This window comes from Nocardioides flavescens (genome assembly GCF_009823805.1).
Classification (GTDB): Bacteria; Actinomycetota; Actinomycetes; order Propionibacteriales; family Nocardioidaceae; genus Nocardioides; species Nocardioides flavescens.
The window spans coordinates 115,395-132,476 of record NZ_WUEK01000004.1 but is presented as its reverse complement, the minus strand read 5'-3'; the positions used below and the strand labels follow the sequence as shown (position 1 = coordinate 132,476).

Below are 17,082 nucleotides of genomic sequence, written 5' to 3'. Positions count from 1 at the left end.
CGGAGGGGTAATCCATTCGCCCGCCGGGGCGGTGCCGTCGTAGCGTCGGGTCAGTGCGCGTCCTCCCCCTCGACCACCCCGGCGAGGCGGACCACCGGTCGCCGTGGCGCTTCCTGCTGTGGCTGGCGCGGCACCAGTGGCAGACCCTCGCGGGCGGCATGGCGTTCGGCATCGTGTGGATGTCGTGCCAGGCCGTGATGCCCGCGGTGATCGGCCGGGCCATCGACCGTGGCGTCGCGGGTCGTGACGGCTCCGCGCTGGCGACGTACGCCGGTCTGCTGCTCGGCATCGGCCTGCTGCAGGCGGCGAGCGGGATCATGCGCCACCGGTTCGCGGTGACGAACTGGCTCACGACCTCCTACCGCACCGTGCAGCTCGTCGGCCGTCAGGCCGTGCGGCTGGGCGGCACGCTGCCGCGCAAGGTCTCGACCGGCGAGGTCGTCGCGATCGGCACCACCGACCTGTCCCACCTCGGCAACGTCATGGACGTCTCAGCACGCTTCTCGGGCGCGGTCGTGTCGTTCCTGCTCGTCGCAGCGATCCTGCTCTCGACCTCGGTGCCCCTCGGCCTGGTGGTCCTCATCGGGGTGCCGCTGCTCATGCTCGTCATCACGCCGCTGCTGCGCCCGCTCAACCGCCGCACCGCCGACCAGCGCCAGCTGATGGGCGACCTCTCCAACACCGCCAGCGACATCGTCGGTGGGCTGCGCGTGCTGCGCGGGATCGGCGGCGAGCAGGTCTTCCTCGACCGCTACCGCCGCCAGTCGCAGACGACCCGGGCGGCCGGCGTACGCGTCGCGCGCCTGCAGTCGGTCCTCGACGCGCTGCAGGTCTTCCTGCCCGGGGTCTTCGTCGTGCTCGTGGTCTGGCTCGGCGCGCGGTACGCCGTGCAGGGACGCATCTCGCCGGGCGAGCTCATCGCGTTCTACGGCTACTCGGCGTTCCTGATGATCCCGCTGCGCACCGCCACGGAGTACGCCAACAAGCTGATCCGCGGCCGGGTCGCGGCCGCCCGGGTGTGCCGGGTGCTGGCCCTCGAGCCCGACCACCGCGAGCCCACGCACCCCGCGAGCCCTCCGCCTCCCGGCGCGGAGCTCTCCGACGCCCGCAGCGGGCTGCGGGTGCGACCCGGCACCGTCACCGCACTGGTCAGCGACTCGCCCGACGAGAGCGCCGCGCTCGCCGACCGGCTCGGCCTGTGCGCCGCGGTGCTCGAGGACGGGCCCGACGACGAGGTCACCCTCGGCGGCGTCCCGCTGAGCCACCTGGCCTCGGCCGAGGTCCGTCGGCGCATCGTCGTCTCCGACACCGGCGCCGGCCTGTTCTCGGGCCGGCTCGGCGACGTGCTGGCCGCGGGGCGCACCGACCTCGGGTCCGCCGAGGTGCTGAGCGCTCTCGACACGGCCGCCGCCGGCGACGTCCTGGAGGCGCTGCCCGACGGGCTCGACACCGCGGTGGCCGAGCGCGGGCGGACCTTCTCGGGCGGTCAGCGCCAGCGGCTCGTGCTCGCGCGGGCGCTGGTCGCCGACCCCGAGGTGCTGGTGCTCGTCGAGCCGACCTCGGCCGTCGACGCCCACACCGAGGCGGCCGTCGCGGCGCGGCTGCGGACCCACCGCGCCGGTCGCACCACGGTCGTCGTGACCACGAGCCCGCTGCTGCTCGACGCCGTCGACGAGGTGGCGTTCGTCGAGGACGGCCGGGTCGTGGCCCACGGCACGCACGCCGACCTGCTGGCCCGCGTGCCGGCGTACCGCGCGGTCGTGGTGCGCGAGAGCGAGGTGCCGGCGTGAGCGGACGCACCGCCCTGCCCGTCGCCGACGCGCGCTCGCTGCGGCGCTACGTGCGCGACCTCGCGCGGCGCCACCCGCGGCTGCTGTGGACCGCGCTGGGCCTCCACGTGGGCGCGGCCCTCGCCGGTCTCGCCGCCCCGCGCCTGCTCGGCAACCTGGTGCAGGCCGTCGAGGAGGGCACCTCGCTCGGCCACGTCGACCGCGTCGTGCTGGCCCTCGCGGGCTTCCTGGTCCTGCAGACGGTGCTGACGCGGTACGCGCGGCTCACCAGCCAGGTGCTCGGCGAGCAGGTGCTCGCCGAGCTGCGCGAGGACTTCGTCGACCACGTGCTCGCGCTGCCCGTCGGCACCGTCGAGTCGGCCGGCTCCGGTGACCTGCTCACCCGCACCAGCCGCGACACCGACCAGCTGAGCTGGTCGGTGCGCTGGGCCCTGCCGGAGTGGACCATCGCCCTCATCACGGCCGTCGTGACCGTCATCGCCGCGGTGAGCGTCGGCTGGTGGGTGCTGCTGCCGCTGGTCGTCGGGCTGCCGCCGCTGGTGATCGGGCTGCGGTGGTACCTCGCCCGCGCCAAGGCGGGCTACCTGCGCGAGTCGGCGTCGTACTCCACGATCAACGCCACGCTCACCGAGACCGTCGAGGGCGCCCGCACCGTCGAGGCGCTCGGGCTGGGCCGCGAGCGCGTCGAGGCCATCGACGACGACATCCGGGAGTCCTACGCCGCCGAGCGCTACACGCTCTACCTGCGCACGGTCTTCTTCCCGTCCATGGAGCTGTCCTACCTGATCCCGACGGTGGCCACCCTGCTGCTGGGGGGCTACCTCTACTCCCAGGGCACGGTCAGCCTCGGTGAGGTCACCGCGGCGACGCTCTACGTGCAGATGCTCATCGACCCCGTCGACCGCATCGTGTCGATCCTCGACGAGCTGCAGCTCGGCGCCGCCTCGCTGGCGCGGCTGCTCGGGGTGGCGCAGGTGCCAGACGACCGTACGGCGACCGGCCGCCACCCCGACGGCGAGCAGCTCGACGCGAGCGACGTCCGCTTCTCCTACACCGAGGGCCGCGACGTCCTGCACGGCGTCGACCTGCACGTAGGCGTCGGCGAGCGGATCGCGATGGTCGGGCCCTCGGGCGCCGGGAAGTCCACCCTCGGCCGGTTGCTGGCCGGGATCCACCCGCCGCGCACCGGCTCGGTCACCGTCGGCGGCGTCGGGCTCACCGAGCTGCCCCTCGACGAGCTGCGCGGCCACGTCGCGCTGGTCACCCAGGAGGTGCACGTCTTCGTCGGCACCCTGCGCGAGAACCTCGCGCTCGCCGCGCCCCCGGGCGCCGGGGAGGAGCGGCTGCGCGACGCGCTCGACGCCGTCGACGCCCTCGAGTGGGCCGACGCGCTGCCCGAGGGGCTCGACACCGTCGTCGGTTCGGGCGGTCGCGCGCTCACCGCGGCCCAGGCCCAGCAGGTGGCGCTCGCCCGGCTGGTGCTGGCCGACCCCCACACGCTGGTGCTCGACGAGGCCACCTCGCTGATCGACCCGCGGGCCGCGCGCCACCTCGAGCGCTCGCTCGCGGCCGTGCTCGCGGGGCGCACGGTCATCGCGATCGCGCACCGGTTGTTCTCGGCCCACGACGCCGACCGGGTGGCCGTGGTCGAGGGCGGGGTCATCGCCGAGCTCGGGACCCACGACGAGCTCGTCGCCGCCGGCGGGTCCTACGCCGCGCTGTGGGAGTCGTGGAACGGCGGCGTCACGGACGATCGCGCCGACGCCTGACCGCTCCTGACCGGACTCTCGGCCGGAACGGTCTCTGCCTGTGGGCAGAGACGGAGATCGGTCCGCGGGCCGATCCGCTCACGGCCGGTCGCGGCGAGGCTGGAGTCATGGACATCACGAGGCCTCCCCGCCCCTCCCCTGACGACGACGCCAGCACCGACCAGGTGGTCCGCGTCCGCGGGCTGCGCAAGAGCTACGGCGACCGCGTGGTGGTCGACGACGTCGACCTGGACGTGCACCGCGGCGAGGTGCTGGGGATCATCGGCACCAACGGCGCCGGCAAGACCACGACGGTCGAGATCCTGCAGGGGCTGCGACGGGCCGACGCCGGGGAGGTGCGGGTGCTCGGTCTGGACCCGGCCCGTGACGCCGACCGGCTGCGGCCGCTGCTCGGCAGCCAGCTGCAGAGCTCGAGGCTCCCCGACCGGATGCGGGTGGACGAGGCCCTCCACCTGTTCTCGGGTCCGCGGGCCGACGGCGGTGAGACCCTGCTCGACCGCTTCGGGCTGGCGCACCGCCGGGGCTCCGCGTTCGGGTCGATGAGCGGCGGTGAGCAGCAGCGACTGTTCCTCGTGCTCGCGCTGCTGAACCGGCCCCGGCTGGTCGTGCTCGACGAGCTCACCCAGGGGCTCGACCCGGCGGCTCGCCGCGAGGTGTGGGCCGCGGTGTCGCGGCTGCGCTCCGATGGCACCACCGTCCTGCTCGTCACCCACGAGCTCGCCGAGGCGGAGGCGCTGTGCGACCGGGTCGTGGCGATGCGGGACGGGCGCGTGCTCGATGCCGGCACACCGGCCGAGCTCGTCGACCGCCACGCAGGCCGGGCCGAGATCACCTTCACCCTGCCCGCCGGACGTCCTGCCGAGCAGCTCGCCGAGGTGAGGGCGCTGCCCGGCGTGCAGCAGGTGCGACGCACCGGCGACCGGCTCGCCGTCGAGGGCGAGCGCGCCGCCATCGCCCACGTCGGACGGTGGCTCGTCGGCGCGGGGAGGGTCCCCGCGGACCTGCGGGTCGTCGTACCCGACCTCGAGAGCGCCCTGCTCGGGCTGCTGGGCGGCGTCGAGAGGACGGCGGCCTGATGAGCACCGCACGCCTCGTCGTCAGCGAGCTCCGGCTGCTCGCCCGGGACCCGTTCACCCTGACCTTCGTGCTGGCCTTCCCCGTCGTGACGATGCTGATCATCGGCGGTGCCTTCGGCAGCCAGCCCGACGAGGTGTTCCCGGTCGACCCGACGCAGTGGTACGTCGCGGCCTACCTCACCGTCGTCATCGCGGCCACCGGTCTGGTCATGCTGCCGGTGCACATAGCGGCCTATCGCGAGCGCGGCGTGCTCCGGCGGCTCACCGCGTCGGGGTTCTCTCGGTGGTCGTTCGCCGTCGCCGAGCTCGTCGTCGGGCTCGTCGCCGTCGCGGTCGGCGGCGTGGTGCTGCTCGCCGTCGCGCTGCCGGTGTACGGCGTCCCCGCGGTCGAGGATCCGCTGCGGGTCGTCGGCGCCCTGCTCGCCGCGTCCGTCGCGTTCGTCGCGCTCGGCGTCCTGCTCGGCACGCTGCTGCCGTCCGCCCGGGCGGCCCAGGCCGTCGGGCTGCTGCTCTTCTTCCCGTCGTTCCTCCTCGGCGGCGGGGGCCCGCCGCCGGCGGCCATGTCGTCGGCCCTGCAGCGCGTGGCGGAGTGGCTGCCCCTCGGCGTGGCCAACCAGGCGATCCGCGACCCGTGGCTCGGTCTCGGCGAGGCCGGCCCGCAACTGCTCGCGACTGCCCTGCTCGCCGTCGTGGCGCTGGGGCTCGCGGCGCGACGCTCGACGCTGTGACCCGGCGCTGTGAGCGGTAGCGTCGCGCGGGTGACGGGCTCGCTGAGGGTGGTGGCCCCGACGGCCCTCACGATCCTCGCGCTCGTCGGCGCGGCACTCGGGCAGCACAGCCTCGGCCGCAGCGCGGCGGGCATCGTCCTCGTCGCCGCGACGGCCCTGTGGGCAGGTCTGCGCGGATCGTCGGGCTGGCCCCTGGTGGCGGCCCTGGCGGGAGCGGCCGCGGGGTTCTGGCTGCTGGGCCACGCGCAGGCGGCCAACCTCGGCTGGTTCGGCTACAGCGCCGTCGCCGGGTGGGCCGGCACCCGGGCCGGCGCCCGGCCGACCGCGGCGCTCACGGTCGCGCTGGTGGCGGTCCTGGGCACCGAGTTCGCCAGGGAGCCGTCGGAGGCCGGGTGGTTCGCCTGGGCGGCGGGCGCCGTCTTCGCCGCGACCGCCTGCAGCCTCGCCCGTCGCCAGGGCGAGCTGCTGGAAGAGCTGCGCGACGCGCAGGCCGGGCTCGCCGAGCGCACCCGCACCGAGGAGCGCCACCGGATCGCGGGCGAGATGCACGACGTCATCGGGCACGCCCTGACCGTTTCGCTGCTCCACGTGGGCACCGCCCGCCTCGCCCTCGAGGAAGGGGACACCGAGGAGGCGGTGGCCGCCCTCGAGCTGGCCGAGAGCCAGTCGCGACGCAGCCTGGAGGAGGTGCGCAGCTCCGTCGGGCTGCTGCGCACGCACGACGGCGAGGTGACGCCGCTGCCGGGCGCCGGCGACCTCGACGCGCTGGTCGAGTCCTTCCGGGCCGCGGGGGCCCGGGTCGACGCGCGGCTGGCGGACGGCGTGCGAGCGGTGCCGGCCGCGACCGGGCTGGCGGCGTACCGCATCGTCCAGGAGGCCCTCACCAACGCGGCGCGGCACGCCCCGGGCCACCTCGCGTCGGTGCGGGTCGACCTCGACGGCGAGGTGCGCATCGTGGTCGAGAGCGACGGGCCGCCCGGGCCGCGACCCCCAGGCTCGGGCGTGACCGGCATGCGCGAGCGGGCCGAGGCCGTCGGCGGCCGACTGAGTGCCGGGCCGGGGCCCGGCGGCGGCTGGCGCGTGGAGGCGGTGCTGTGACCGGTCCTGACAGTGCTGTGGGCGGGACGAGCGTGCGGGTGCTGCTCGTCGACGACCAGGAGCTGATCCGCGCCGGGCTGAGGGGGCTGCTGCGCAGCCGGTCCGGCTTCGAGGTCGTCGGCGAGCTCCCGGACGGCGCCGAGGTCGTGGCCGAGGTCGCCCGCACGCGACCCGACGTGGTCGTGATGGACGTGAGGATGCCGCACGTCGACGGGGTCACCGCCACCCGCGCCCTGCGCGAGGTGTCCGACGCGCCGCCCGTCCTGGTGCTCACGACGTTCGAGGACGACGAGGTGCTGGCCGGAGCCCTGCGCGCCGGAGCGGCGGGGTTCCTGCTCAAGGGGGTGCCGGCCGCCGACCTGCAGCGCGCCGTCCGCACCGTCGCCGAGGGCGGCTCGTGGCTCGACCCCGCGGTCACCGGCCGGGTGCTGCAGACCTACCGCGACGGGGTCTCACCGGCCGCCGCGACGGGGCTGCTCGACGCGCTGACCCCGCGCGAGCGCGAGGTGCTCGCGCTGATCGGCGAGGGGCTCAGCAACACCGAGATCGCGGGGCGGCTCGTGCTCGGCGAGGGCACGGTCAAGACCCACGTCGGGCACGTCTTCGCCAAGCTGGGCCTGCGCGACCGGGCCGCGGCCGTGGTGTGCGCCTTCGACCAGGGGCTCGTGCGCCCGGGCGGTCGCTGAGCGAGCCCCGCGCTCGCGCCCGTCGTGCGGTCGGGCTCAGCGCTCGACGTGCTCCAGGCCGGTGATCTTGATGCCGGAGTTGGTCTTGTACTTGCGGTTGATCGAGATGAGCACGGCGGTCAGCGGCTCGAGCTGACGGGCCAGGCGCAGCTTGCCGGCGGAGACGCCGCGGCGGCCGGTCACGGCGGCGGCGAGGTCCTGGGCGACGGCCTTGCCCTCGTCGCTGTCGCCGACGCAGAGGACGTCCTCGTCGACGTACTCCTCCTCGCCCCACAGCAGGACCGCGGAGACGTTGTGGAAGGCGCCGACCACGGTGGCCTCGGGAGCGAGTGCGGCGGCGCGCTCGGCGGCCGAGCCCTCGCCGCCGTCGACGACCTTGCCGTGGGCGCCGCGCTTGTCGAAGGCGAGCGGGTTGACGCAGGAGATGACCGTCTTGCCGGCCAGCGGCAGCGAGGAGACCAGCTCGTCGTGGCCGTCCCACGGCACCGCCAGCACGACGACGTCGGCCTGCTCGCACGCGTCGGCGTTGGCGGCACCGGTGACCTCACCGGCCCCGTCGACACCGGCGAGGCGCTCGAGGATCTCCTCGGCGGTCGTCGCCGCCTTCTCCGCAGCCCGCGAGCCCAGGACCACCTGGTGGCCGTGGCGGGCGAAGCGGTAGGCCAGCCCCTTGCCCTGCGGTCCGGTCCCACCCAGCACTGCGATTCGGTACGCCGTCACCCGGCGATGCTCCCACGGGCCCTCGCCGTGACCTGCCCGGGGCCGTCCAGTTGGTACCTTGGGATCTCAGGGCAAGGACGACGGGGCGGATGGCGAAGGTTCTACGGGGGGACGTCCAAGGGCTGCGCGCGGTCGCGGTCCTGATCGTCATCGCCGCGCACGCCGGGGTCCCCTTCCTGCCCGGCGGCTTCGTCGGCGTCGACGTCTTCTACGTCATCTCCGGCTACCTCATCGCCGGACTCCTCTACCGCGAGGTGACGCTCACCGGGCGCATCTCCCTGGCGGCGTTCTGGGCCCGGCGCGCCCGCCGGATCCTGCCGGCGGCGACGCTGGTGACCGTCACGACGGTCGTGGCCTCGCTGTTCTTCATGTCGCTGCTCGACGCCCGGCAGGTCGTGGTCGACGCGCTCTGGGCCTCGGCGTTCGCGGCCAACATCAACTTCGCCCAGCAGGGCGTCTACTACTTTGCCCAGGACACCGGCCCCTCCCCGCTGCAGCACTACTGGTCGCTCGCGGTCGAGGAGCAGTTCTACGTCGTCTGGCCACTGCTGCTCCTCGCCTGTCTCGGCATCGCGCGACTCGTGCGCCGTGGTCGGGGCGGGCAGGCCGCGGAGCCCCGGGCCACCGGTGTCGACCGACTGCCGCGCTCGACCGTCGTCACCGTGCTGCTGGTCCTCACCGCCGCCTCGCTCGTGTGGTCGATCCACCAGACCGTCGCCTCCCCCGCCTCGGCGTACTTCTCGACGTTCACGCGCGCCTGGGAGCTCGGGGTCGGGGCGCTGCTGGCGCTGGTGCCCCCGTCGTCCGTGCGCCGCCTGCGCGACGTCGGGCGCGAGGCGGTGGCGCTGGTCGGCACACTGATGCTGGTCGCCTCGTGCCTGTGGATCACCGAGGCCACGCCGTTCCCGGGCATCGCGGCCACCCTGCCCGTCGCCGGCACCGCACTGCTCCTGCTCGCGGGCGCGTCCGGGGAGCCGACGGTCGCGAGCCGGGCCCTGTCGACCGCCCCGATGCGGATGATCGGCGACTGGTCCTACTCGCTCTACCTGTGGCACTGGCCGGCGCTGGTGCTCCCCGAGGCTGCCCTGGGCCGCGACCTGACGCCCGGGGAGAAGGTCATCGCGGTGCTCGTGGTGATCACGCTGTCGGCCTACTCCTTCCGCTTCGTGGAGATGCCGTTCCGCGCGGGCCGCCCGGCGTTCCGTCTCCAGCGACGTCGCGCGCTCGTGCTCTACCCGCTCAGCGCGACCACGATCGTCGCGGTCGCGTCGGCCTCGTGGTGGTACACCGGCTACGAGGGCGGCGAGCGCGGCGACAACCCGCCGATCACCGTCGCCGAGGACCCGGAGGGCGGCGCGAGCTCCGACCCGACCGCCGCCTCGATCGACACCGAGGCGCTGGTGCGGGCCTCGGTCACCGCGGCGCGGGCCAAGGCGGCGGTGCCGAGCAACCTCACCCCCGACCTGCTCAACCTGCGCGACTCCATCGCCGACGTCGGCGCCTGCGACTACGAGAACAACGTCCGACGGCTCTGCGAGCGCGGCGACGAGGACGGCGACAAGACGCTGGTGGTCGTGGGCGACTCCCACGCCCGGGCGTGGATCCCGGCGTTCAACCGGATCGCGGCGGCGGCGGGGTGGAAGGCGTACTACCTGGTCAAGCCGCAGTGCACCGCGGCGCACGTCTCGACCGCCAGCCTCGACTCCGACGAGCCGTTCACCGACTGCACGGACTTCCAGGACTGGGTCATCGACCAGGTCGACGAGCTCGAGCCCGACCTCGTCGTGGTGGCGTCCTCGCCGCCGGTCAACGGCGTGTTCACCGACGGCAAGCGGGTCACCGACCTGAGCGCGATGATCCCGGTCCTGCGCGCGGGCTACGACGACCTGTTCCTCGACCTCGAGCAGCACGCCGCGCAGGTCGCGCTGATCCGCGACGTACCGAAGTCACCCGACGACCCCGCCACGTGCCTCACGACCGGCGAACCCAACCTCGACGACTGCATGTTCCAGCCCGTCGAGCGCTCGACGATCCTCGGCGACGTGGCCGTGCAGTCGGCCACCGCCTCCGGGGTCGACGTCGTCGACCCGACACCGTGGCTGTGCTGGCAGGGCGAGTGCCCCATCGTCATCGGCGGCACGCTGTCCTACCGCGACACCGACCACCTCACGACCGAGTACGCCGCCGACCTGTGGGGCGAGCTCGGCAAGAGCCTCGGCATGATCCCGGAGAACGCGACCATCCAGGAGTAGCCCTGCAGGTGGTTTCGAGACAGGACTTCGTTCTTCCTCAACCACCGGTGCGGTGGTTGAGGAGGTCGTGCAACGACCGTCTCGAAACCGCTCACGGGAGTCACCCCCTGTTGCACCGTGACAGTGTCACTGTCACGATGGAGCCATGCTGCTCTCCACGCCCCTCCAGTACGACGGCAACCCGCGCGACACGGCCGACCAGGTCGTCGAGCTGGAGAAGGCGGGCCTCGACCTCGTCTGGGTCGCGGAGGCCTACGGGTTCGACTCCCCCACGCTCATGGGTTACCTCGCCGCGAAGACCGAGCGGCTGCAGATCGGCGCCGGCATCCTCAACGTCTTCTCCCGCACCCCCGGCGCGCTGCTGCAGACGGCCGCCGGCCTCGACAACGTCAGCAACGGCCGCGCCGTGCTCGGTCTCGGCGCGAGCGGCCCGCAGGTCATCGAGGGCTTCCACGGCCTGCCGTACGAGAAGCCGCTGGGCCGCACCCGCGAGACGATCCGCATCATCCGCTCCGGCCTCAAGCGCGAGCCGCTCGAGTCGCACGGGATCTTCGACATCCCGCTGTCGGAGGGCCGCGGGCTCGGGCTCGGCAAGCCGCTCAAGATCCTCACCAAGGTCGAGCGCGACAGCATCCCGATCTGGGTGGCGTCGCTCGGCGACAAGAACGTCGCGATGACCGCGGAGGTCGCCGACGGCTGGATGCCGATCATGTTCGTGCCCGAGCGGGCCCACGACGTGTGGGGCGAGTCGCTCGAGGCCGGCCAGGCCAAGCGATCGGCCGATCTCGGCCCGCTCCAGATCACCGCCGGCGGCATGGTGGCGATCGGCGAGGGCCAGGAGACGAAGGACCTGCTGGAGTTCCTGCGCCCGATGTACGCGCTCTACGTCGGCGGGATGGGCGCACGCGGCAAGAACTTCTACAACGAGCTGGCCCAGCAGTACGGCTACGAGGAGGAGGCCGAGAAGATCCAGGACCTCTACCTCGACGGCAAGAAGAAGGAGGCCGAGGCGCTCGTCCCCCTCGAGTGGATGGAGCTGAGCAACCTCGTCGGACCCGCCTCCTACGTCAAGGAGCGCATCGCGGCGTTCGAGGAGGCCGGGGTCACCCACCTCAACGTCTCGCCGGTCGGCGACTCCCCCACCGCGATCGTGAGCCAGCTCAAGGACTGGGTGAGCTGACATGAGGCGCGGTCGGTGGGAGCACCTCGAGGAGATCCGTCGCCTCGATCCGTACGACGACGCCGACCGCGACCGCATCGTCACGCTGACCGCGCGCCACGAGTTCCCCTGGGACTTCGACCAGGGCACCGCCATCGCCTTCCTGCGCGACTACGGCGTGCCCTCGATCAGCCGCCTGCTCGACCGCACGAAGCAGTTCGAGCACCACGGGACCAAGCGCTACGACGACACGCTGGTCTTCCAGGAGGAGGCGGTCGAGGACGGCGTCGACTCGCCCCGGGCCGCGCGGGCGGTCGAGCGCCTGAACCGCATCCACGGCCACTATCGGATCCCCGACCACGAGTTCGCCTTCGTGCTCGCCACGACGCTGGTCGGCCCGGTGCGCTGGATCCGGCGCTACGGCTGGCGCCCGCTCGAGGAGGTCGAGGTGGTGGCCCTGACCCGGTTCACCACCCGCTTCGGCGAGCTCATGCAGATCCCCGGCCTGCCCGACACCTTCGAGGGCTACGAGCGGCTGCTCGACGACTACGAGGCCGAGCACTTCGCCTTCGACCCCGCCAACCGGCGCGTCACCGAGGCCACGATCCGCATCGGCCGCGCCGCCGCGCCGTGGTGGCTCCGCCCGGCGTTCCGCCGCGTGACGATCGCGCTGATGGACGAGCCGCTGCGCGAGGCGCTCGGCATGGAGCGCCAGCCGCGCTGGCTGGTGCGCGCCCTCGACCTCGGCCTCCGGGCGCGCGGCGTCGCCCTGCGCCGGTGCGCCCCGCCCCGCCTGACGCCGTACGAACGGCACCACCCGACCTACCCCGACGGCTACCGGCTGGCCCAGATCGGCCCGGCCTCCATGCTCGACCACCTCAACAGCAAGGAGCAGGACGTTGCCTGAGCGCCCCAGCATCTACGAGACCGAGCACGAGGACTTCCGCCGCACCGTGCGGGCCTTCCTGGAGAAGGAGGTCGTGCCCCACCACGAGGAGTGGGAGAAGGCCGGCCAGGTCGACCGCGACGTCTGGCGCAAGGCCGGCGAGGCCGGCCTGCTCTGCTTCGACGTCGAGGAGGAGTACGGCGGCGCGGGGGTCCAGGACTTCCGCTACAACTGCGTGCTCACCGAGGAGATCACCAAGGTCGGCGCCAGCGGTGTCGGCTTCCCGGTGCACAACGACGTGATCGTGCCCTACATCTCGAGCCTGGCCACGCCGGAGCAGAAGCAGCGCTGGCTCCCGGGACTGGTGAGCGGTGAGCTGATCTCGGCGATCGCGATGACCGAGCCCGGTGCCGGCTCCGACCTGCAGGGCATCCGCACCAGCGCGGTCGACAAGGGCGACCACTACGTCCTGAACGGGTCGAAGACGTTCATCAGCAACGGCATCCTCTCCGACCTGGTCATCGTGGTCGCGCGCACCGACCCCGACGCCGGCCACCAGGGCATCAGCCTGCTCGTGGTCGAGCGCGGCATGGAGGGCTTCGAGCGCGGCCGCAACCTCGACAAGATCGGGATGAAGGCGCAGGACACCGCCGAGCTGTTCTTCGACAACGTCCTGGTGCCCAAGGAGAACCTCCTCGGGGCCGAGGGCAGCGGCTTCATCTCGCTGATGGAGAACCTCCCCCAGGAGCGCGTCTCGATCGCCGCCATCGCCGTCGCCGCCGTCGAGCACGTGCTCGACCTGTGCCTGGCCTACGCCAAGGAGCGCGAGGCCTTCGGCCGGCCGATCTCGAAGTTCCAGCACAACCGGTTCATGCTGGCCGAGATGGCCACCGAGGCCCACATCGCCCGGGTCTTCCTCAACGACTGCGTGCTCAAGCTCAACGCCGGCGAGGTCGACACCGCGCTCGCCTCGATGGCGAAGTACTGGACCACCGAGCTGCAGACCAAGTGGGTCGACCGCGGCGTGCAGCTGTTCGGCGGCTACGGCTACATGACCGAGTACCCCATCGCCAAGGCGTTCGCCGACTCGCGCATCCAGACGATCTACGGCGGCACCACCGAGATCCAGAAGGAGATCATCGGGCGCATGCTGGGGCTCTGACGCCCCGCTCGCCGCCGATCCGGCGCGGGTCGCGTCGAAACTTCTGGACGCCGACGTGTAACGACTCACGCCCACCCGCACTCTGGATGAGCGTGACCGACGAACTTCTGCACACACGGGTGGTCCCTGCGCGTGGGCCTTCCGAGTACGAGGAGTTCGTCGCCGCGACGAGCACCCGGATGCTCCGCACCGCCGTGCTCCTCACCGGCGACCGTCATGTCGCCGAGGACCTGGTGCAGAGCACCTATGCCCAGGTGTTCGTGCGTTGGCGCCTGGTGCGCAGGGCGGAGAGCCCGCTCGCGTACACCAGGACGATCCTGACTCGGAGGTTCCTCGCCGACCGGCGACGACGACGCGTGTCGGAGCTGCCCCTCCTCACCGAGACGGACAGAGCTGCGATCACCGCCGATCCGACCCTCCGCCTGTCCCTCCTGCAGGTCTTGGGGACCTTGCCTGCCCTGGACCGCACCGTGCTCGTGCTGCGCTACTTCCACGACCTGCCGGTGGCCGAGGTCGCCGCTCAGGTCGACCTGTCGGAGTCCGCCTGTCGGACCCGCGCTTCCCGCGCGCTCGCTCGGCTCCGCACTCACTTCCCCGATCTGGCCGACCAGGCCTGAGCCGAGAGGACTTCTCATGCTGCTCAACGAACTGATGGACGACGCCGTCGCCGACGTCGTCGCCGATCCGGCACTGGCGGTCGCCTCCCGGCGCCAGGGCCTGTCGATCCGCCGTACACGCCGCGCGCTCGCGACGGTCGGTGCGATGGTCGTCGTGGGCGCTGGCACCGCACTCGCGCTACCGGGGGGCGCAGACAGCGCCCCGGTGGCCAGAGACGTCCCGAGATCTGTGCAGCCTGCGCCGCTCAGCGGCGAGATGGTTCCCATCACCGGACCAGGAGCTGCTGCAGCACTTGCGGCGGCCGTCGAGGACGTCAGCTCCGGCACGGTGTCCCGACTGCAGGGCGACACTGGGCCCATCGGTCCCGCCGAGGCTTCGGCGGAGCTCCTGCTGCTCCCCGACACCAGCAGCGGCCCCGCCGGTCGGGTGATGGTCAACCTCCAGCCCTTGAGCCTGGGCGGCCCCACGCCCTACACCTGCGATGCCAGGTACATGACACGGTGCGACGTCCGCACCCTGCCCGGCGGCGACACCCTGCGGACCTACCACGACGACGCCGACACGGAGTACGGCGCCGCCTCGCAGCGTGCGGTGGCCGAGGTCCTGAGCCCGAGCCGTCACCTCCGCGTCGTGGTGTTCGCGATGAACGGCAACGCTTTCGAGAGGGGCTCCTTCCGGGACGAGACGGTCCTCGACATCGATCAGCTCGTGGCGGTCGCGACCCTGCCGTGGTGGAGTCGGACAGAACTACCGCGGGAGTACGTCGAGGCCGGAGCCAACAGTCGGACGCCGTCCTGAGAGAGCGACCTCGTCGGGGGCATCAACGCCGGCGCGCCTCTCTGCTCGACCAGCACGGAGGTAGCGCTGCACTGGTCTGGACCGGCGCGATGATTTGCCGCGTCTGCGCCGGTCTGTGTCGGCACCTCAGGGCAATCCCTGATGCCGACTGTCCCCGCTGAGTGGTGGAGTGACCCCGTGCACCGACGCATCGCAGGCCGGCTGACCGGCCGACGCACCAAGTGGCTCGTCCTGGCGGGCTGGATCGTGGTCCTGGTCATGGCCGCGCCGTTCGCCGGCAAGCTCACCGACGTCCAGAACAACGAGACGTCATCCTGGCTCCCGGGCGACGCCGAGTCGACCCGCGCGCTCGAGGAGCTCGCGCCGTTCCAGGACTCCGACGACATCCCGACCGCCCTGGTCTACGAGTCCGACACCGATGAGCCGCTCACCGCAGCCCAGCTCGGCGAGATCAGCGCGCAGCTGCCGGAGCTGTCCGCCCTCGACGGCGTGGTCGGTGAGGCCCGCGGACCGCTGGTGTCCTCCGACGGCGTCGTGGCGCAGTCGGTGGTGACCTTCAACTTCGGCGCCGACGGCTGGAACCAGATGCCGTCCACCGCCGACGACCTGCGCGACCTGACCCGCATCGACGGCGTCTCGACCTACGTCGCCGGCGCGGGCGGTCAGGCGGCTGACGCCTCGGAGGCGTTCGCCGGGATCGACGGCACGCTGCTGTTCGCGACCCTCGGCGTGGTCGTGCTCATCCTGCTCTTCACCTACCGCAGCCCGGTGCTGTGGCTGCTGCCGATCATCTCCTCGCTGGTCGCCCTCACCGCGACCCAGGCGATCGTCTACTTCCTGGCCAAGTACGCCGGGCTGACCGTCAACGGTCAGAGCCAGGGCATCCTCACGGTGCTCGTCATCGGGGCTGGCACCGACTACGCCCTGCTGCTCGTGGCCCGCTACCGCGAGGAGCTGCGCCGCCACGACGACCGGCACGAGGCGATGGCCTTCGCGCTGCACCGCGCGGCTCCGGCGATCCTCGCCAGCGCCGCGACGGTGGCGCTCGGCATGCTGTGCCTGCTGTTCGCCGAGATGAACTCGACCGCCGGCCTCGGCCCGGTGCTCGCCATCGGGGTCGTTGTGACCTTCGTGGTGATGGTGACCCTGCTGCCCGCACTGCTCGTGGTCGTGGGGCGCTGGGTCTTCTGGCCCCGCCGCCCGACGTTCGGCTCCGACGAGCCCACGACGCACGGACTGTGGGCCCGGGTCGGCAACGCCATCTCGCCGAGGCCGCGGCGGGTCTGGGTGGTCACCTCGCTGCTGCTCGCGGCAGCGTGCCTCGGCACGCTCAAGCTCGACACCGGTGGGCTCTCGACCGAGCAGCAGTACACCCGCGAGTTCGAGTCGGTGACCGGGCAGCGGGTCCTGGAGGACCACGGTCTCGCCGACACCTCCAACCAGCTGCTGATCGTGGCGAACGCCGACCGGGTCGACGCTGTCGTCGCCTCGCTGGACGGGGTGGCGGGCATCGGCACGCCCAGCGCCGACGCGCCGCCGGTCGACGGCGTCGCCCTCGTCCAGGCCCCGGTCGACGGAGACCCGGCCGGCCAGGCGGCGATGGCCACCGTCGAGCGGGTGCGCGACGCCGTGCACTCCGTCGACGAGGCCGATGCTCTCGTCGGGGGCGGCTCGGCGATCTTCTACGACGTGCAGGAGGCCTCGGCCCGCGACAACCTGGTCATCATCCCGGTGATCCTGCTGGTGGTGATGCTGATCCTGATGGTGCTGCTGCGGGCGGTGCTCGCGCCCCTGCTGCTGATGGGCACGGTGGTGCTGTCGTTCGGCGCCGCGCTCGGCATCTCGACGCTGCTGTTCCACGGGGTCTTCACGCGGCTGTTCTCGTCCGGCGAGGGGTTCCGGCACGCCGACGCGTCGTTCCCCTTGTTCGTGTTCGTCTTCCTGGTCGCCCTCGGCATCGACTACAACATCTTCCTGATGACCCGGGTCCGCGAGGAGACCGAGACCCGCGGCACCCGGGAGGGCTCCCTGGTGGCCCTGCGCGCGACCGGCGGTGTCATCACCTCGGCGGGGCTGGTGCTGGCCGCGACGTTCGCCGTCCTCGGGTCGCTGCCGCTCGTCTTCCTGGCCGAGCTGGGGACCGCGGTCGCACTCGGCGTCGTGCTCGACACGATGGTCGTGCGCTCGGTGCTCGTGACCGCGCTCAACCTCGACCTCGGCGGACGGATCTGGTGGCCGAGCCGGCTCGACCGCGGCGCACACCGCGTCGAGGCGCCCGCAGCGGAGCCACGGAGGGAGACGGTGGACCGGTGAGGCAGACCGCGACGTAGCCTGACGGGG

Annotated in this window: 14 protein-coding genes; 13 read left to right on the top strand and 1 reads right to left on the bottom strand. The window is 72.8% G+C overall.

Going from position 1 to position 17,082, the window contains the following annotated elements; all coding sequences use genetic code 11:
• Positions 1 to 53: 53 nt before the first annotated feature.
• The 6 genes from GRQ65_RS07680 to GRQ65_RS07655 all read left to right on the top strand — a co-directional run bounded on the left by GRQ65_RS07680 (position 54) and on the right by GRQ65_RS07655 (position 7,147).
• Complete coding sequence (locus GRQ65_RS07680) at positions 54 to 1,790, top strand: ABC transporter ATP-binding protein (RefSeq protein ID WP_337191555.1); 1,737 nt, start codon at positions 54 to 56, stop codon at positions 1,788 to 1,790.
• Positions 1,787 to 3,559, top strand: coding sequence for an ABC transporter transmembrane domain-containing protein (locus GRQ65_RS07675; protein WP_160876876.1), 1,773 nt, complete (start codon positions 1,787 to 1,789; stop codon positions 3,557 to 3,559). The genes GRQ65_RS07680 and GRQ65_RS07675 overlap by 4 nt, the downstream gene beginning before the upstream one ends.
• Before the next feature lie 107 nt (positions 3,560 to 3,666).
• A complete protein-coding gene (locus tag GRQ65_RS07670) occupies positions 3,667 to 4,635 on the top strand; it encodes an ABC transporter ATP-binding protein (RefSeq protein WP_160876874.1) in 969 nt (322 codons plus the stop codon).
• Positions 4,635 to 5,363: an ABC transporter permease gene (locus tag GRQ65_RS07665; protein ID WP_160876872.1), complete on the top strand. Its 729-nt coding sequence runs from the start codon at positions 4,635 to 4,637 to the stop codon at positions 5,361 to 5,363. The genes GRQ65_RS07670 and GRQ65_RS07665 overlap by 1 nt, the downstream gene beginning before the upstream one ends.
• Positions 5,364 to 5,393: 30 nt before the next feature.
• Positions 5,394 to 6,461, top strand: a complete 1,068-nt coding sequence (locus GRQ65_RS23910) for a histidine kinase (protein ID WP_160876870.1) — start codon at positions 5,394 to 5,396, stop codon at positions 6,459 to 6,461.
• Positions 6,458 to 7,147 carry a response regulator gene (locus GRQ65_RS07655; protein ID WP_337191554.1) on the top strand — a complete coding sequence of 230 codons (690 nt, stop codon included), beginning with the start codon at positions 6,458 to 6,460 and terminating at the stop codon, positions 7,145 to 7,147. The genes GRQ65_RS23910 and GRQ65_RS07655 overlap by 4 nt, the downstream gene beginning before the upstream one ends.
• Positions 7,148 to 7,183: 36 nt before the next feature.
• On the opposite strand, the gene npdG is transcribed toward GRQ65_RS07655, so the two are convergent.
• Positions 7,184 to 7,867, bottom strand: coding sequence for an NADPH-dependent F420 reductase (gene npdG, locus GRQ65_RS07650; RefSeq protein ID WP_160876868.1), 684 nt, complete (start codon positions 7,865 to 7,867; stop codon positions 7,184 to 7,186).
• Between the two features lie 89 nt (positions 7,868 to 7,956).
• Here npdG and GRQ65_RS07645 point away from each other — a divergent pair, with 89 nt between their 5' ends.
• From GRQ65_RS07645 to GRQ65_RS07615, 7 genes are all read left to right on the top strand, one after another.
• Positions 7,957 to 10,119 (top strand): acyltransferase family protein, encoded by a 2,163-nt coding sequence (locus tag GRQ65_RS07645; RefSeq protein WP_160876866.1) that lies wholly within the window; start codon positions 7,957 to 7,959, stop codon positions 10,117 to 10,119.
• 145 nt (positions 10,120 to 10,264) lie between these two features.
• Complete coding sequence (locus GRQ65_RS07640) at positions 10,265 to 11,299, top strand: LLM class F420-dependent oxidoreductase (protein WP_160876864.1); 1,035 nt, start codon at positions 10,265 to 10,267, stop codon at positions 11,297 to 11,299.
• A 1-nt stretch (position 11,300) separates the two neighbouring features.
• The gene (locus tag GRQ65_RS07635; RefSeq protein ID WP_160876862.1) at positions 11,301 to 12,185 is read left to right on the top strand and encodes an oxygenase MpaB family protein; all 885 of its coding nucleotides are present in this window, start codon (positions 11,301 to 11,303) and stop codon (positions 12,183 to 12,185) included.
• Entirely contained in the window at positions 12,178 to 13,326 is a 1,149-nt protein-coding gene (locus GRQ65_RS07630; protein WP_160876860.1) for an acyl-CoA dehydrogenase family protein, read from the top strand. The genes GRQ65_RS07635 and GRQ65_RS07630 overlap by 8 nt, the downstream gene beginning before the upstream one ends.
• A gap of 92 nt (positions 13,327 to 13,418) precedes the next feature.
• Positions 13,419 to 13,943 (top strand): sigma-70 family RNA polymerase sigma factor, encoded by a 525-nt coding sequence (locus tag GRQ65_RS07625; RefSeq protein WP_337191553.1) that lies wholly within the window; start codon positions 13,419 to 13,421, stop codon positions 13,941 to 13,943.
• A gap of 16 nt (positions 13,944 to 13,959) precedes the next feature.
• The gene (locus GRQ65_RS07620; RefSeq protein ID WP_160876856.1) at positions 13,960 to 14,742 is read left to right on the top strand and encodes a hypothetical protein; all 783 of its coding nucleotides are present in this window, start codon (positions 13,960 to 13,962) and stop codon (positions 14,740 to 14,742) included.
• A 177-nt stretch (positions 14,743 to 14,919) separates the two neighbouring features.
• Positions 14,920 to 17,055 carry an MMPL family transporter gene (locus tag GRQ65_RS07615; RefSeq protein WP_160876854.1) on the top strand — a complete coding sequence of 712 codons (2,136 nt, stop codon included), beginning with the start codon at positions 14,920 to 14,922 and terminating at the stop codon, positions 17,053 to 17,055.
• The last annotated feature ends 27 nt before the right edge of the window (positions 17,056 to 17,082 follow it).

What these genes read in the sequence shown, in the direction of transcription:
- GRQ65_RS07645 (WP_160876866.1), top strand. Translation starts at nt 7,957, where the DNA reads ATGGCGAAGGTTCTACGGGGGGACGTCCAAGGGCTGCGCGCGGTCGCG.
- GRQ65_RS07620 (WP_160876856.1), top strand. Translation starts at nt 13,960, where the DNA reads ATGCTGCTCAACGAACTGATGGACGACGCCGTCGCCGACGTCGTCGCC.
- GRQ65_RS07670 (WP_160876874.1), top strand. Translation starts at nt 3,667, where the DNA reads ATGGACATCACGAGGCCTCCCCGCCCCTCCCCTGACGACGACGCCAGC.
- GRQ65_RS07640 (WP_160876864.1), top strand. Translation starts at nt 10,265, where the DNA reads ATGCTGCTCTCCACGCCCCTCCAGTACGACGGCAACCCGCGCGACACG.
- GRQ65_RS07665 (WP_160876872.1), top strand. Translation starts at nt 4,635, where the DNA reads ATGAGCACCGCACGCCTCGTCGTCAGCGAGCTCCGGCTGCTCGCCCGG.
- GRQ65_RS07635 (WP_160876862.1), top strand. Translation starts at nt 11,301, where the DNA reads ATGAGGCGCGGTCGGTGGGAGCACCTCGAGGAGATCCGTCGCCTCGAT.